This is a genomic window from Accumulibacter sp. (assembly GCF_016789985.1).
Taxonomy (GTDB): domain Bacteria; phylum Pseudomonadota; class Gammaproteobacteria; order Burkholderiales; family Rhodocyclaceae; genus Accumulibacter.
Genome location: NZ_JAEUOL010000172.1, coordinates 15,260 through 28,548 on the forward strand (window position 1 = coordinate 15,260; position 13,289 = coordinate 28,548).

The 13,289-nt window shown below is 67.2% G+C and carries 11 protein-coding genes, 1 tRNA gene and 1 pseudogene; 7 read left to right on the top strand and 6 right to left on the bottom strand.

Annotated features, from left to right (window positions below; all coding sequences use genetic code 11):
- Positions 1 to 34: 34 nt before the first annotated feature.
- Together JNK99_RS10260 and queA are read right to left on the bottom strand one after the other, a co-directional pair.
- The gene (locus JNK99_RS10260) at positions 35 to 4,234 is read right to left on the bottom strand and encodes a DEAD/DEAH box helicase (protein WP_291852345.1); all 4,200 of its coding nucleotides are present in this window, start codon (positions 4,232 to 4,234) and stop codon (positions 35 to 37) included.
- Between the two features lie 40 nt (positions 4,235 to 4,274).
- Positions 4,275 to 5,306 carry a tRNA preQ1(34) S-adenosylmethionine ribosyltransferase-isomerase QueA gene (queA, locus tag JNK99_RS10265; RefSeq protein ID WP_291852348.1) on the bottom strand — a complete coding sequence of 344 codons (1,032 nt, stop codon included), beginning with the start codon at positions 5,304 to 5,306 and terminating at the stop codon, positions 4,275 to 4,277.
- 204 nt (positions 5,307 to 5,510) lie between these two features.
- Between queA and JNK99_RS10270 the strand changes: the two genes are divergently transcribed.
- A tRNA-Leu gene (locus JNK99_RS10270) sits at positions 5,511 to 5,597 on the top strand.
- Between the two features lie 89 nt (positions 5,598 to 5,686).
- Positions 5,687 to 6,613 carry a 1,4-dihydroxy-2-naphthoate polyprenyltransferase gene (locus JNK99_RS10275; RefSeq protein WP_291852351.1) on the top strand — a complete coding sequence of 309 codons (927 nt, stop codon included), beginning with the start codon at positions 5,687 to 5,689 and terminating at the stop codon, positions 6,611 to 6,613.
- Positions 6,614 to 6,619: 6 nt separating this feature from the next.
- Here JNK99_RS10275 and cobA read toward each other — a convergent pair whose 3' ends face one another.
- Complete coding sequence (gene cobA / locus JNK99_RS10280) at positions 6,620 to 7,408, bottom strand: uroporphyrinogen-III C-methyltransferase (RefSeq protein WP_291852378.1); 789 nt, start codon at positions 7,406 to 7,408, stop codon at positions 6,620 to 6,622.
- 208 nt (positions 7,409 to 7,616) lie between these two features.
- Between cobA and JNK99_RS10285 the strand changes: the two genes are divergently transcribed.
- The 4 genes from JNK99_RS10285 (at position 7,617) to JNK99_RS10300 (ending at position 11,011) form a co-directional block, all read left to right on the top strand.
- Complete coding sequence (locus JNK99_RS10285) at positions 7,617 to 9,302, top strand: nitrite reductase (RefSeq protein ID WP_291852381.1); 1,686 nt, start codon at positions 7,617 to 7,619, stop codon at positions 9,300 to 9,302.
- A gap of 101 nt (positions 9,303 to 9,403) precedes the next feature.
- A complete protein-coding gene (locus tag JNK99_RS10290) occupies positions 9,404 to 9,736 on the top strand; it encodes a c-type cytochrome (RefSeq protein ID WP_291852384.1) in 333 nt (110 codons plus the stop codon).
- A gap of 125 nt (positions 9,737 to 9,861) precedes the next feature.
- Entirely contained in the window at positions 9,862 to 10,224 is a 363-nt protein-coding gene (locus JNK99_RS10295; RefSeq protein WP_291852389.1) for a cytochrome c, read from the top strand.
- Between the two features lie 103 nt (positions 10,225 to 10,327).
- A complete protein-coding gene (locus JNK99_RS10300) occupies positions 10,328 to 11,011 on the top strand; it encodes a hypothetical protein (RefSeq protein WP_291852390.1) in 684 nt (227 codons plus the stop codon).
- Here JNK99_RS10300 and JNK99_RS10305 read toward each other — a convergent pair.
- Genes JNK99_RS10305 through JNK99_RS10315 form a run of 3 tightly spaced genes read right to left on the bottom strand, consistent with a single transcriptional unit; the run spans position 11,008 to position 12,792 of the window.
- Positions 11,008 to 11,493, bottom strand: a complete 486-nt coding sequence (locus JNK99_RS10305) for a hypothetical protein (RefSeq protein WP_291852392.1) — start codon at positions 11,491 to 11,493, stop codon at positions 11,008 to 11,010. The genes JNK99_RS10300 and JNK99_RS10305 overlap by 4 nt on opposite strands.
- A 32-nt stretch (positions 11,494 to 11,525) precedes the next feature.
- On the bottom strand, positions 11,526 to 12,500 hold the full coding sequence (gene dmeF / locus JNK99_RS10310) for a CDF family Co(II)/Ni(II) efflux transporter DmeF (protein WP_291852394.1): 975 nt from the start codon (positions 12,498 to 12,500) through the stop codon (positions 11,526 to 11,528).
- Positions 12,501 to 12,522: 22 nt separating this feature from the next.
- Complete coding sequence (locus JNK99_RS10315; RefSeq protein WP_291852397.1) at positions 12,523 to 12,792, bottom strand: metal-sensing transcriptional repressor; 270 nt, start codon at positions 12,790 to 12,792, stop codon at positions 12,523 to 12,525.
- A 190-nt stretch (positions 12,793 to 12,982) separates the two neighbouring features.
- Between JNK99_RS10315 and pyrG the strand changes: the two are divergent.
- Positions 12,983 to 13,289 (top strand): annotated as a pseudogene (pyrG, locus tag JNK99_RS10320) (CTP synthetase); the annotation flags it as partial.

Below are 13,289 nucleotides of genomic sequence, written 5' to 3' on the forward strand. Positions count from 1 at the left end.
CCGGAGGAGGTGGTGCGCCGACTGCGATGGCCCCTCATTTCCCCCGGATCAGCGCCAGCAAATCCTCGGTCGAGGGCAGGGCGCCGGCCTCGCCATCGGCCAGGATGCCTTCGGCGAGGGCGCGCTTCTCCTGGTGCAGCTCGACGATGCGTTCCTCCACCGTGCCCTTGGTGACCAGGCGATAGACGGTGACCGGCCGTAGCTGACCGATGCGGTGCGCGCGGCCCATCGCCTGATCCTCGGCCGCCGGGTTCCACCATGGATCGGTGATCACCACGTAGTCGGCGGCGGTCAGGTTGAGGCCGAAGCCGCCCGCCTTCAGGCTGATCAGGAAGAGGTCGCCGGCGCCGGCCTGGAAGGCGGCGACCCGCCGGCTGCGCTCGCTGGCCGGGGTGGCACCGTCGAGGTACTGGTAGCTGAAGCCCGCCTCGTCGAGTGGGGCGCGCAGGACCTGCAGGAAGTCCACGAACTGGCTGAAGACCAGCGCCTTGTGGCCGTTGGCGATCAACTCGGCGGCCAGCTCGGCGAACGCCTGGACCTTGGCACCGGCAATGCCGAACTCCGGGCTGCACAGTCGCGGGTCGCAGGCGGCACGGCGCAGTCGGGTCAGTTGCGCGAGGATGTTGAAATGGGCCTGCGCCTCGGGTGCGCTGTCCAGGGTGGCGTCGATCTCGCGTGCGGCCTGGCGACGCAGGGCTTCATAATGCGCCGCTTCGGCCGCTTCCGGGGCAACGGCCAGGATCAGTTCGGTGCGCGCCGGCAGTTCCTGCAGCACTTCCGATTTGGTGCGGCGCAGGACGAAGGGGCCGATCAGGCGTTTGAGCACGTGCTGCGCCTCGCGATCGCGGTTACGCTCGATCGGCCCGGCGAAACGTTCGCTGAAGCGGTTGATGGTGCCCAGCAGGCCGGGGTTGGCAAAGCGCATGATCGACCACAGGTCGGCCAGCCGGTTTTCCACCGGCGTTCCGGTCAAGGCCAGGCGAAAGTCGGCGGCCAGTTCGAAGACTGCCTGCGAGCGTTTGGCGGCAGCGTTCTTGATCGCCTGCGCCTCGTCGGCGATGACCGTGTGCCACGTGCGTCCGGCGAAGCGTTCCTGTGCCAGTTGCAGCAGCGTGTAGGAGACGATCAGCAGATCCTGCGGGCCGGCCTGGCTGACCAGTTCGTCGCGCTCGCCGTCGCTCGACTCGCCGTACATCCGGACGTTGAGGGCGGGAGCGAAACGCCGTGTTTCGGCCAGCCAGTTGCCGCACACCGAGGTCGGCGCGATGACCAGCCCAGCACCGCCGGCGGCACGCTCGAGCAGTACGCCGAGCGCCTGCAGGGTCTTGCCGAGGCCCATGTCATCGGCCAGACAACCGCCCATGCCGGCCGTTGCCAGACGTATCGCCCATTGGTAGCCATCTTCCTGGTACGGACGCAGTTGGGCCTGCAGCAACTTCGGCAGCTTTGGCTCGATCGACTGCGCGTTGCGCAGCCGGTCGATGACCTTGCGGAAGTCGGCGGTGGCCGTCAGTCCGGTCCCCTCGACGAGCACCTCGTCCAGCCAGGCGGCGGCGATCGTCGGTGCCTTGCCGCCCTGCTTGTCGATTTCCAGCACGGCGGCCAGATCGCACAGCTTCTGCTTCAGTGCGCGGGTCAGCGCTGCGTAGATGCCGTTCCCCATCGGCACGAAGCGTGTCTTGTCGCGCGCCGTGGCGAGCAGGGTTTCGAGCGGCAGGACCAGGCCCTCGTCGAGGTCGGCCTGTCCGGAGAGGCGGAACCAGTCACGCTCGCGACTGACACGCAGGCCCAGTTGCCGGGTGTCGACGCTGATGACGCGCACGCTCTTGCCCTTCGGCCATTCGACGGCGGCGATCGCCGGCAGGGTCGGCAGCTTTTCGACGACGCCGAGCGCCTGTTCCGGATCGTCCACCAGCCATTCGCTGCCGTCGTCGCCGGGATCGAGGAAGGGCAGGGCGTCGAGGACCGCGTCGAGGTGCTGGCGTTCGGCACGCAGGTCGCGTTCGGTCCCTATCGTTTCACTGCCGAGCACTGCCATCAGGCGGGCTCGACCGCTGCCCGGCGGCATTCTCGGCCCGTCGGCGCCCAGAGGCGTCACCACCAGGCGCAGCGCAAGCTGCTCGCCAAGCGGTGACAGCTCGGCGCGCAGGCGCGAGTCGCTGACGACCTGGCGGGCGGCCTGCGCCGAGTCGGCGCGCACCTGGAAGCGCGCGGCGAGCGCCCGCAGGGTCTTCTCGACCTCCTCCTGGGCGCCCGGGGCGTTGGCGGGAATGGCGAAGCGGCCGGCGACGAGGTGGGCGGCCTGCTGCTGCTCGGCGGAGAAACGCACCAGTCGCAGGCGTTGCGGGCCGTCCTGGACGAGCGTGATGAGGCGCAGGGCTGCCACCTCGCGGCGCTCGTCGGCGTCGGCATAATAGGCGTTGTCGAAGGGGGCGCTCGACCGCAGCGGCGGCTCGATGCGCATCACGAAGTGGTCACCCTGACGGATCAGCTCGAGCTCGGGAGCCGTCTCCGTGAGGTCGACGAACTGCTCGGGGGCATTTGCCAGCACGATGCAGGGATGCCCGAGCAGGGCGACAATCGCGCTCGCCCGGTCGAGGCGGTGGCGGCTGTAGCCAGGCTGGGGGCGGATGGCGCGAGCGACCTTGCTGTCCCAGGCCGGGAGCCGTTCGCTGCCAGCGATCCTGGCCAGTGTGATGGTGCGTGGGCGGCCCCAGCCGCGCTGCGTGCGTTTCTGTTCGAGCGGCTTGATGCCTGCCAGAAAACCCTGTTTGCCGAGTTCGATTTCCCACAGCAGGCGGCTCGTTTCGCCGTCGCCGTCGACCGTCGGTGCGCCGCCCAGGGACTGCAGGGTGGTGAGGATTTCGCGCCAGTGTTCGCCGGCTCCGGCAATGAAGAAGCCATGCGGAGGATCGCCTCCGTCGAGCACGCCGGCGGCGCCGTCGAGCAGGCGCAGCAGCGACGTCATCTGACAGGCGAGGAGCTTGCGGCGCAGCACGAGGATCGTCTCGTGCCACTGCCTGGCCGGATGTGGGGCGCCGTGTTCGGCGATCAGCTCGTTGCCCAGCCAGGCGGCGAGCAGGATCGCCCACAGCGAGTCGAGTGGTGGATGCTGCAGTCGATCCGACGGCGGCTGAAACGCCTGGCGGATGATCGGCGCCTTGCCCAGACGCACGTCGATGGCGTGCACCCAGCGGCCCCAGCCGCTGTAGGGACTGGGTTCGCGCCGGCCTGCCTCGGCCGCGCAGAACTTGCGCGCGAGCTGGAGGTGCGCCGGTGTCGACTGGGCGAGCAGCGCCAGGGGATAGAACCAGGCGACACTATCGGGGAGGAAGCGTTTGCTGCCGCCGATTTCCTTCCTGCGCTGCCCGAACGCCGCTTCGAACGCTGCCTGTCCGCTCGCCCATTGCCCGTCGAGCACCCTTTGTGCAGCCCGTACGCCGCTTGCCAGGCCGTTATCGACGCCGCTCAGCGCGGTCTGCAACAAGCCCGGATCGGCGCGCTGCATGGTCAGGTCGCCGAGTGCCAGGCGCAGATCGACGGATAACTGATCGGGGTGCTGCGCGAGCTGGGTCAAGGCCCAATCGGCGATCGGCAGATATTCCTTCACCCAGTGCAGGCAGACGCTGGCCGTCGCCTGGTAAGCGAGCCGCCAGCGTTCGGTTGCATCGATGCGCTCGAAGCTGGGGCCATCGAAGCCGGACAGCAGCGCGCTGGTGACGATGCTGTCCCAGGCGATCGAGCGCGCCACGAGGTTTCTGATCGACCACAGCTCTTCGCTCGGCGCACCGCTGTAGTACTTGGCGCGGACATAGGCGATGGTCGTGGGAAGGCTGCCGGTGCTCCAGTAGTAAGCGGATCGCGCCGGATTGAAATGGTCGAGCTCGCAGATCAGTTGTATGAGCTTGCTGCCCGGGAAGGTTTCGAGCAACTGCCGGTAGAGCGGCGCCCGCAGGGCGTCGAGCAACTGGAAGGCGGCCGGGCGGGCGGGGTTGTCATGCAGCAGCAGTTGCCTGTCGCGCAGTTCCTGCACGGCCTGCTTGACGTCGGGGAAGGCGAATGCCTTGCCGGCGCTGCTGTGCAGCCCGCTCAGACCGAGCAGGCGATGGATTTCGGTCGACGAGCGGAAGGTCCACAGAAGTGCGCTGGCCAGCGCCACCTTGTGCGTGTCCGGGCTCAGGCCGAGCTTGTCGAGATGGTCGATGGCAGTGGCGTGCAACGGATTCTTGAGCATCGGTCGTCCGGTTGATCAATGGCTGGGCCGCGCGACGCCATCACTGGCGGGTCAGCAGCATGGCATCGCCATAGCTGAAAAAGCGGTAGCGCCGCTCTATCGCGTGAACATAGGCTTGCCGGATCGCCGCGTGGCCGGCAAAGGCCGAGACGAGCATCAGCAGCGTCGACTTCGGCAGGTGGAAGTTGGTGATCAGCCGGTCGACGATGCGAAAGTCGTAGCCTGGGGTGATGAAGATGTCGGTTTCGGCCGGGCCGGCGCGCAACTCGCCCGACCATGCCGCCGCTTCGAGGGCGCGCAGGCTGGTCGTGCCGACGGCGATCACCCGGCCGCCACGCGCGCGCGCGCGGGCGATCGCAGCGACCGTGGCGGGTGGAATGACGAAGCGCTCGGCGTGCATGCGATGCGCGGCGAGATCACGCACGCGCACCGGCTGGAAGGTGCCGGCTCCGACATGCAGCGTCAGCCAGGCCACTTCGACCCGGCGCTCGGCGAGTCGCCCGAGCAGTGTCTGGTCGAAATGCAGACCGGCCGTGGGTGCGGCGACGGCGCCGGGCGAGCGGGCAAACACCGTCTGATAGCGCGCTTCGTCGTCCACTCCGGCGGGGTGCGTGATGTAAGGCGGCAGGGGCAGGCGGCCATGTCTTTCGATCAGCACCCAGAGGTCGCCGGCGCCGAGGAGTTCGAGCGCGAAGAATTCGTTTTCTGCGCCGCTGCGGCCGCGGACGAGCAGCGGCACCGCTTCTTCGAGCAACAGCCGGCTGCCGGCTGCCGGCGGCTTGCTGGCGCGGATTTTGGCCACCGCGTGACGGGCGTCGACGATGCGCTCGATCAGGACTTCGACCTGACCGCCGCTTTCCTTGCGGCCGAAGAGGCGCGCCCGGATGACGCGCGTGTCGTTGAACACCAGCAGGTCAGCCGGATCGATCAGCTCGGGCAGGTCGCCGAAGCGGTGGTCGCTGAGGGCGCCTGCCACGAGCTGCAGCAGCCGGCTGCCGCTACGTTCGGCGGCTGGCTGCTGCGCGATCAGTTCATCAGGCAGGTCGAAGTCGAAATCGTCGAGTGTCAGCATGGCGGAGCGGCGGGGCCTCTTTCCTCAAGGAGCGGATCGTACGCGGTCGGCCGTGCGGCGAGCCTTCGGCAAGGCCCGGCCGGCGCGTGAACTTCTCGTCGGGCGGAACGCTCGCGGCAGGCTCGACTGTCTGCTTCTGCTTGTTCGTTGCCGGAGAATCAGCGATAATCGGGGCCTCTTCCGGCTCGCAGACAGCGAGCCAGAGCCGAGATGGCGGAATCGGTAGACGCAGCGGACTCAAAATCCGCCGATGGAAACATCTTGGGGGTTCGATTCCCCCTCTCGGCACCACCAAGAGTTCGGCCCTTGCCTGCAAAGCGGCGGATTATAGCACCCACCCGCAAGCCCGCTCGACCCCGCCGCGCTGGCGGCGTCGGGCATTGCGCGCTGCGACGCGGACGGCGATGAGCGGTGGAGCGGCGAGGCCAGCCCGACTGGCTGCCTGGTGGCTGGCCATCCGGCCCCGCACGTTGACCGTGTCGCTGGTCCCCGTCCTGGTCGGCAGCGCGCTGGCATGGGCGCGGCAGGCGACGCTCGACTGGCCGTCGGCGCTGGTCGCCCTGTTCGCCGCCCTGCTGATCCAGATCGGCACCAATCTGCACAACGATGTCGCCGATTTCGAGCGCGGTGCGGATACGCCCGAGCGTCTCGGTCCGCCGCGGGTCACGGCAATGGGTTGGCTGCCGGCCGGGGCGGTCAGGCGCGGGGCGTGGGTGGCCTTTGCCCTGGCTTTCAACTTCGGAATCTATCTCGCCGACCGGGGGGGCTGGCCAATCATCGCCATCGGCCTGGCCTCGCTCTGGGCCGGCTGGGGGTACACCGGCGGAGCGCGGCCGATCGCCTATACGCCGCTCGGTGAGCTGTTCGTCGTCATCTTCTTCGGTCTGCTGGCGGTCGGTGGCAGCTACTATCTGCAGACCCGGTCGATCGATGCGCCGGCCCTGCTCGCCGGGGCGATGGTCGGTCTGTTCGCGGCGGCGGTGATCACGGTCAACAACCTGCGCGATATCGACACCGACGCGCGGGCCGGACGGCGCACCCTGGCCGTGCTGCTCGGCCGGCGCGCCGCCTCCTGGCTTTACGGCGTCGAGACGCTGCTGCCCTTTGCCCTGCTGTTCTGGCTTGCCTGGCTGACCGGACGCGGGGTCTGGCTGGCCTGGCCGCTGCTGGTCCTGCCGCTGGTGGTCGGTCAGATCCGGCGCTTGCGACGTGCGGTGGCGGGGCCGGTGTTCAATGACCTGCTGGCCGGCACCGCCAGACTGCAGTTCCTGTTCGCCGTCCTGCTGATGCTCGGCCTGCTCGCCTGAGGCGTTTCAGCACTCCGCCGGGCCGGACGCTGGCGGCGGGTACCAGGCCAGCTTCTGCTGCAGGCTGACCACCGTGCCGACGATGATCAGGGCCGGAGTCGTGATGCCCGCCGCATCGACCCTGGCCGGCAGGGTCGCCAGATCGGCAGTCAGCACCCGCTGGCGGCTGGTCGTTCCGTTCTGCACGACGGCCGCCGGATGGTCGGGTGGCAGACCGTGCGCGATCATCTGACGACAAATCTCGGCGAGACCGCCGATGCCCATGTAGAAGACGACGGTCAGCCGGGGGCGCGCCAACGATGGCCAGTCGAGATTGATCGTGCCGTCCTTCAGGTGGCCGGTGGCAAAGGCTACGGCCTGTGCGTGCTCGCGATGGGTCAGTGGAATGCCGGCGTAGGCGGCGCAGCCGGCCGCCGCGGTGACGCCCGGCACCACTTCGAAGGGGATTCCCGAGTCGACCAGGGTTTCGATCTCCTCGCCGCCGCGTCCGAAGACGAAGGGATCGCCCCCCTTCAGGCGGACGACCTTGCGGCCCGTCCGCGCCAGCCGGACGAGCAGTTGATTGAGCTTCTCCTGCGGTACGCTGTGCCTCGAACTCTCCTTGCCGGCGTAGATTCTCTCGGCATTCGGGCGAGCCAGGTCGAGCACCCCTTCGCCGATCAGGTGATCGTAGACGATGGCGTCGGCCTCGCCGATCAGGCGGGCGGCGCGCAGGGTCAACAGGTCGCGGTCGCCCGGCCCGCTGCCGACGATGTAGACGGTTCCGGTGACTGTTGACGAAGGTGTCCGACTCATTGGATGCTTCCGATCCTTGGCTGAAGTGCAAGCATAAGCGCCGCAGCCGTCCCTTTTCAACTGATCCGGCAGCGAATCCGCTTGGCGGGTCGATATTTGATTGATGTCAATGAATCGGCCCTTGCCGACATGTCATCCTGCGAGCAGTCCGACAAGGGTCTGACCGCGAGTGCTGGTTGAGCAATTTCAAGAGGAGAGGAAACCAAGAATGCAGAAGGGAATTCGTAACGTACTGATGCTGGCAAGCCTGCCGTTGGCCATCAATGTCGCCTTCGCCGCGCCGGCCGAGAAGGCCGCCGCGCCGGCACCGGCCGCCAGCGCGGCACCGGCCGCCGCAGCAACCTTGTCGGCCGAAGACAAGGCTGCCTCGGGCAAGACCTATTTCGAGCGTTGCGCCGGCTGCCACGGCATGTTGCGCAAGGGCGCGACCGGCAAGAATCTCGAACCGGCGAACACCGGCAAACTCGGCACCTCGCGCCTCGAGAAGATCATGTCCTACGGCACCGAAGGCGGCATGCCCAACTTCGACGACATCCTGTCGAAGAAGGAAATCGCCAACATGGCGGCCTATCTGCAGATGCCGGCCGAAGCGCCACCCGAGTGGAGCCTGGCCGACATCAAGGGGAGCTGGAAGCTGCTGATCCCGGTCGACAAGCGTCCGACCAGGCAGATGAACGACGTCAACCTGAAGAACGTCTTCTCGGTGACCCTGCGTGACTCCGGCGAAGTGGCGCTGATCGACGGCGACAAGAAGCAGATCTGGGCGGTCATCAAGACCGGTTATGCCGTGCATATCTCGCGCATCTCGACTTCCGGCCGTTACGTGCACGTCATCGGGCGCGACGGTCGCTACGATCTGATCGACCTGTGGTCGGAGAAGCCGACCACCGTGGCAACCCTGAAAGCCGGCTTCGAGGCACGGTCGATCGAAACCTCCAAGTTCAAGGGTTATGAGGACAAGTACGCCGTCGTCGGTTCGTACTGGCCGCCGCAGTACACCATCCTCGACGGCCTGACGCTCGAGCCGCTGAAGAACGTCTCGACGCGCGGCAACACGGTCGACGGCAACTATCATCCGGAACCCCGCGTCGCCTCGATCGTCGCTTCCGAGCACAAGCCGGAGTGGGTGGTCAACGTCAAGGAAACCGGCATGATCAAGCTGGTGGACTACTCCGACCTGGCCAACCTGAAGGAAGTCACGGTCAATTCGGCCAAGTTCCTGCATGACGGCGGCTGGGATTCGACCAAGCGCTACTTCCTGGTGGCGGCCAATGCCTCCAACAAGGTCGCGGTGGTCGACACCAAGACGGCCAAGCTGGCGGCGCTGGTGGACACCGCCAAGATCCCGCACCCGGGGCGTGGCGCCAACTTCGTCCATCCGAAGTTCGGCCGCGTCTGGGCCACCTCGCACCTGGGGGCCGACGTGATCAGCATCATCGGCACCGACCCGGAAGGCAAGGGCGAGTATGCCTGGAAGGTCGTGCAGGAGCTCAAGAACGTCGGCGCCAACTCGCTGTTCGTCAAGACGCATCCGAAGTCGGCCAACCTGTGGGCCGACGCACCGCTCAACCCGGATCCGAAGGTGGCCGGCTCGGTCATCGCCTACAAGATCTCCGAACTCGGCGACGCCAGTCCCAAGGGTGAAGTGATCGACATCGCTGCCGCCGCCGATCTCGGCAAGACCAAAGGCGTGCAGCGCGTGGTGCATGGCGAGTACAACGAGAAGGGCGACGAGATCTGGTTCTCGGTGTGGACCGGCAACAAGACCGAACCGTCGGCCATCGTCGTGGTCGATGACAAGACACGCAAGGTCAAGACGGTGATCAAGGATCCGCGTCTGGTGACGCCGACCGGCAAGTTCAACGTCTACAACACCATGCACGACATCTATTGATCGGACGCCAGCATCCGCAGAATCGGGGGGCTGCGGCCCCCCGTTTTTTTAGCCGCGCCGGCGGTCAATGGCCACCGGCCGGTCGACCGGAAGGAGATACGATGAAGCTGCAAACCGTGATTCCGACGCTCGCGCTCGCCCTCGGCCACTCCCTGGCGCTCGCCGCACCGCCGCCGGTCGACCCGGCGATGCTCGAACTGGCCGACAAGAGCCGTTGCCTGACCTGTCACGATGTCGATGAAACGGTGCGCGGACCCGCCTGGCGCGACGTGGCCAAACGCTATCGCGGCAAGCCGGAGGTCGAAGAGACGCTGGTCACCAAGGTCTACGAGGGCGGCGGTGGCGTCTGGGGAAATGACTACATGTCGGCCAACAAGCGGGCCGGGATCGACAACATCCGCATTCTCGTGCACTGGATTCTCTCGCTGCCCTGATCCGTCAGCACCGGCGCGGGGTGTGCGCGCAGCGCCCCGGCTGGAATGGCGCGATCCTGTGGTGCTCCCCGGCCCTGTCGAATACCTGCTGCCGTCGTCGCAGCCTTCCGCCCGATTGCCGTGCCATGTCCTTTATTCCTCCGGCTCTTCCTGCTCCCGTCCTCGGGCTCCTGCTCCTGCTCGCGTCTGCCGGCGTCGGCGCCGAGGGCGTGCCGCAAACGGCCGTGCCGACTCCCCAACGGCAAAGGGAACTCGTTCACCTGGTCCGTCAGGATTGCGGTTCCTGCCACGGCATGACGCTGCAGGGGGGCCTGGGTCCTGCACTGAAACCGGCTGCCCTGCGGGACAAACCGGTCGACTCGCTGGTCGCCACCATCGTCGGCGGCCGGCCGGGTACGCCGATGCCGCCCTGGCACCGTTTCCTGAGCGAGGCCGAGGCGAAATGGATCGTCGAGCAACTGCTCGCCGGTTTTCCCGAGGAGCGCTAGCCGCGGTCTCCCACGCCAGGCGGCGGGGCTTGCCAGAAGCGACACTCCGGTTTAACTTTGACTCCCGTCCGCTTCCCACCCACCCGTTGTCTGGAGAGATGCCATGAATGACCGAGAAGCCCGCCGTTATGACATGTTTGGCCGTGTTCAGACTTTCGGGAGAAACCATTTCGCCGATTTCGCCAACGGCAGCAAGGCGGCCGGGCATTTTGCCCGCCTCGCGCAGATCGTCAGGGACCTCACCACCGAGCGAGCCAGGCAGGGCGGCGGCACGGCGACCGCCAAGCAGGTGCTGATCGACGAGTTGCGGCTCGATCTGCAGAACATCGCGCGCACCGCACGGGCGATCGGCGCCGGAGAAGCGGGCTTCGCCGACAAGTTCCGCGTTCCCGAGAACAGCAGTCAGGGCGCCCTGCTCGGTGCCGCCGATGCCTTCTCGCTGGCCCTGGACGAGGCGGACGTCGCCGGGAAGTTCATCGCCTACGAGATGCCCGCGACTTTCGTGCAGGACCTCAAGGACGACCTGGCGACCATCCGGGCGGCCGACAGCGAGATGGATGCCGACGATCTGAACGGCGTTGCCAGCACCGCTGCGGTCGGTCGCCTGATCAGGGAAGGCATGGCCGAGGTACGGCAACTCGACGCGATCATGAACAACAAGTACGCACGCAACCCCGACAAGCTGCGCGCCTGGGAGAGCGCCAGCCATGTCGAGCGTGCCCCGCAGCGGGAGAAGAAGGCGGCCGGCGACACGCTGGCGCCGCCGCCATCGCCGGCCGCGCGCTAGGCGCGCGTCGGGCGCCGCCGGTCGGGCCTGTTGTGGCGGGTCGGCGGTGTCGACCGGGCAGCATTTTGCCTCTGTCCGGGTCCGCTGGGCGCCGAAGCAGCCGCGGCGCGCGCGCTCCCGGATTCGATCGACAGCGGCCTGGATTTGTCCTGCACGCTTCCGGATTCGATTGACAGCGGTCCGGACTCGTCCTGCACGCTCCCGGATTCGATTGACAGCGGTCCGGACTCGTCCTGCACGCTCCCGGGTTCGATCGACAGCGGTCCGGACTCGTCCTGCACGCTCCCGGGTTCGATTGACAGCGGTCCGGACTCGTCCTGCACGCTCCCGGGTTCGACTGACAGCGGTCCGGACTCGTCCTGCACGCTCCCGGGTTCGATTGACAGTGGTCCGGGTTCGTCCTGCACACTCCCGGGTTCGCTTGACAGCGGTCCGGGCTCGTCCTGCACGCTTCCGGATTCGAAACTGTCCGCGCCGGGCATGAGCGCTTGCTCTGGCCGCGGCAACGGGGTGGCTACGCGCCGGGCAGGCGATTGACCTCGACCGAGACGTGCGCCAGTTCTTCGTGTTGGGCGAGCAGCCGGCGCACGGCGTCGGGGCTGACCGCCGGGTCGTCGCTGGCCAGGCTGAGAATCACCGCGAACTTTTCGCGGCCGACCCGCCAGACGTGCAGGTCGTCGATGCGTGGCGTTTTCTGCCAGCCGGCCTGGCCGGCGATCGCCTGCCGGATCTCGTCGACCACCGGGTGATCCATCTCGCGATCGAGCAGCACGCGGCCGGTATCGCGGATCAGCCCCGACGCCCAGCGTGCGACGAGAATGCTGCCGACGATGCCCATCAGGGGATCCAGCCAGTCCCAGCCGTAGAGCATGCCGCCGAGCAGGGCGACGATCGCCAGCACCGAGGTGGCGGCGTCGGCGATGACGTGCAGGTAGGCGGCACGCAGGTTGAGGTCGTGATGTCCGGCGTGGTCATGATGGTCATGATGGTGATCGTCGGCTGCGTGATGGTCATCATGCGCGTGGCCATGATCATGCGCGCCGTGCAGGATCAGGGCACAGACCAGATTGACCACCAGGCCGAGCACGGCGACGACGATGGCCTGACCGAACTGGATCGGTTGCGGTGCGAGGAGGCGTTCGAGCGAGCTGCTGACCATCATCGCCGCGACACCGAGCAGGAAGATGGCGCTGGCGAAACCGGCGAGCACCTCGATCTTCCAGGTGCCGAAGGTGAAGCGCCGGTCGCCGGCATAGCGCCTTGCCGCGGCATAGGCCAGTGCGGACAGGCCGATCGCCACGGCATGCGAGCTCATGTGCCAGCCGTCGGCGAGCAGGGCCATCGAGTTGAACCACCAGCCGGCGGCGATCTCGATGACCATCATCGCGGCGGTGATCAGCATCACCAGGCGGGTGCCCTTTTCGGCCGCCAGGTTGCCCTCGTCGAAGACATGGGTGTGGCTCCAGGGGGAGAGGTCGGCATGCAGCATGGGTGGTGTGCTCCGGGCGGGGTCAGAGATACTTGCAGAGTTGTCTGAAGGCGCGAATGGTGTCGTCGGGACGGCTCGTTCCGTCGCGCACGGCCTGCTCGAGGCAATGGTCGATGTGCTCCTGTACCAGAGTTTTCTTGGCGCTGGCGACGGCCCGTTCGACCGCCTGCAGTTGCTGCGCCACCTCGAGACAGCCGCGGCCCGTCTCGAGCATGCCGACGATGCTGCGCAGATGGCCCTCGGCGCGCTTCAGGCGCTTGATGATTTCCGGGTGCGCGGGATGACTGTCCATTCCCGGATGGTATCCTCCCGGGGGGGATGCGTCAAGGAGCGCTTGCCGCGTGAGGCGCTGCGGCAGGCAACTGCAGCCAGCCTGATGCCGGCCGGTGGAGCAGGCGCGGCCCGCTCTCCGGAGTGCGCAGCGGGCTGCCGTGGCGTGTGGTTTTCGGCTACAATCTGGATTTCCCGCTGCAGTCATCTCCATGATCAAATACGTCTTCGTCACTGGCGGCGTGGTTTCATCGCTGGGCAAGGGGATCGCCGCCGCGTCCCTGGGGGCCATCCTCGAGTCGCGTGGTATCCGGGTCACCCATCTCAAGCTCGATCCCTACATCAACGTCGATCCCGGAACGATGAGTCCGTTCCAGCACGGCGAGGTCTTCGTCACCGAGGACGGCGCCGAGACCGACCTCGACCTTGGCCACTACGAGCGCTTCACCAATGCCCGCATGGAGCGGCGCAACAATTTCACCACCGGCCAGATCTACGATTCGGTGATCAAGAAGGAAC

Bases quoted from the DNA above. Each gene is read 5' to 3' on its own strand.
- JNK99_RS10260 (WP_291852345.1), bottom strand. From the start codon at position 4,234: ATGCTCAAGAATCCGTTGCACGCCACTGCCATCGACCATCTCGACAAG.
- JNK99_RS10295 (WP_291852389.1), top strand. From the start codon at position 9,862: ATGTCCTTTATTCCTCCGGCTCTTCCTGCTCCCGTCCTCGGGCTCCTG.
- JNK99_RS10300 (WP_291852390.1), top strand. From the start codon at position 10,328: ATGAATGACCGAGAAGCCCGCCGTTATGACATGTTTGGCCGTGTTCAG.
- JNK99_RS10305 (WP_291852392.1), bottom strand. From the start codon at position 11,493: ATGCCCGGCGCGGACAGTTTCGAATCCGGAAGCGTGCAGGACGAGCCC.
- queA (WP_291852348.1), bottom strand. From the start codon at position 5,306: ATGCTGACACTCGACGATTTCGACTTCGACCTGCCTGATGAACTGATC.
- JNK99_RS10315 (WP_291852397.1), bottom strand. From the start codon at position 12,792: ATGGACAGTCATCCCGCGCACCCGGAAATCATCAAGCGCCTGAAGCGC.
- JNK99_RS10290 (WP_291852384.1), top strand. From the start codon at position 9,404: ATGAAGCTGCAAACCGTGATTCCGACGCTCGCGCTCGCCCTCGGCCAC.
- JNK99_RS10285 (WP_291852381.1), top strand. From the start codon at position 7,617: ATGCAGAAGGGAATTCGTAACGTACTGATGCTGGCAAGCCTGCCGTTG.
- cobA (WP_291852378.1), bottom strand. From the start codon at position 7,408: ATGAGTCGGACACCTTCGTCAACAGTCACCGGAACCGTCTACATCGTC.
- dmeF (WP_291852394.1), bottom strand. From the start codon at position 12,500: ATGCTGCATGCCGACCTCTCCCCCTGGAGCCACACCCATGTCTTCGAC.